At 59.8% G+C, this 1,297-nt stretch carries 2 protein-coding genes; both read right to left on the bottom strand.

Annotated features, from left to right (window positions below):
- Window positions 1–632, bottom strand: a 632-nt coding sequence (locus BUB78_RS19990; RefSeq protein ID WP_073201184.1) for a 3-oxoacid CoA-transferase subunit B, incomplete at its 3' end; no start/stop codon positions are given.
- Window positions 632–1,297 (bottom strand): CoA transferase subunit A (locus BUB78_RS19985; RefSeq protein ID WP_073201183.1); only part of this gene is annotated, 666 nt, incomplete at its 5' end. The genes BUB78_RS19985 and BUB78_RS19990, both read right to left, overlap by 1 nt.

Here is a 1,297-nt window from a genome sequence, read left to right as displayed (position 1 = left end):
GTCGCCTCGGTTGCGGCGATCATGTCTTCGCGGGTGACGCCCGGGGCCAGCTCCTCGATATGCAGGCCCTTGTGGGTGACGTCCAGCACGCCCAGATTGGTGATGATCCGGTCGACCACGGCCTTGCCGGTCAGCGGCAGGGTGCATTTCTTGAGGATTTTTGATTCACCGTGTTTGCTGGTGTGATCCATGACCACCACCACACGGCCGACGCCCGCGACAAGATCCATCGCGCCGCCCATGCCTTTGACAAGCTTGCCGGGGATCATCCAGTTCGCCAGATCGCCGTTCTCGGCCACTTCCATCGCGCCAAGGATCGCCATGGCGATCTTGCCGCCGCGGATCATGCCAAAGCTTGTCGCGCTGTCAAAATAGGCGGTCTGCGGCAATTCGGTGATCGTCTGCTTGCCGGCATTGATCAGATCGGCGTCGATCTCATCCTCGGTCGGGAAGGGGCCCATGCCCAGCATGCCGTTTTCCGACTGAAGCGTGACCTCGATCCCCTCGGGGATATAGTTGCTCACCAGCGTCGGGATGCCGATGCCAAGGTTCACATACCAGCCATCCTGAAGTTCCTGTGCGGCGCGCGCCGCCATTTGATTGCGATCCCAGCCTTTGTGTTCTTGGGCCATTATGCGCTCCTCACGGTACGTTGTTCGATGCGTTTTTCGTGCTCGCCCTGAATGATCCGGTGCACATAGATGCCCGGCAGGTGAATGTGATCGGGGTCAAGCGATCCGGTCGGCACGATTTCTTCGACCTCAACCACACAGACCTTGCCGCACATCGCCGCGGGCGGGTTGAAATTGCGCGCGGTCTTGCGGAACACCAGATTGCCGGTGGCATCGGCCTTCCACGCCTTGACGATCGAAAGGTCGGCAAAGATGCCTTCCTCAAGTATATAGGTCTCGCCGTTGAAATCCTTGTGCTCCTTGCCCTCGGCGATCACCGTGCCGACACCGGTCCTGGTGTAAAAGCCGGGAATGCCACAGCCACCGGCGCGCATGCGCTCGGCCAGAGTGCCCTGCGGGTTGAACTCAAGCTCAAGCTCGCCCGACAGATACTGGCGCATGAATTCTGCGTTCTCGCCCACGTAAGAGCTTAACATTTTCTTGACCTGCTTGGTCTGCAGCAGAATGCCGATGCCGAAATCATCCACGCCCGCGTTGTTGCTGGCAAAGGTCAGGTTCTTGGTCCCGGCCTCCTTGATCGCCTGCAACAGAAGTTCCGGGATGCCACAAAGACCAAACCCGCCTGCCGCGATCGTCATTCCCTCGAATAGCAGCCCATCCAGCGC

The sequence above is a fragment of the Roseovarius marisflavi genome (genome assembly GCF_900142625.1).
GTDB classification, from domain to species: Bacteria; Pseudomonadota; Alphaproteobacteria; order Rhodobacterales; family Rhodobacteraceae; genus Roseovarius; species Roseovarius marisflavi.
This window is presented reverse-complemented; position numbering and strand designations above follow the sequence as displayed.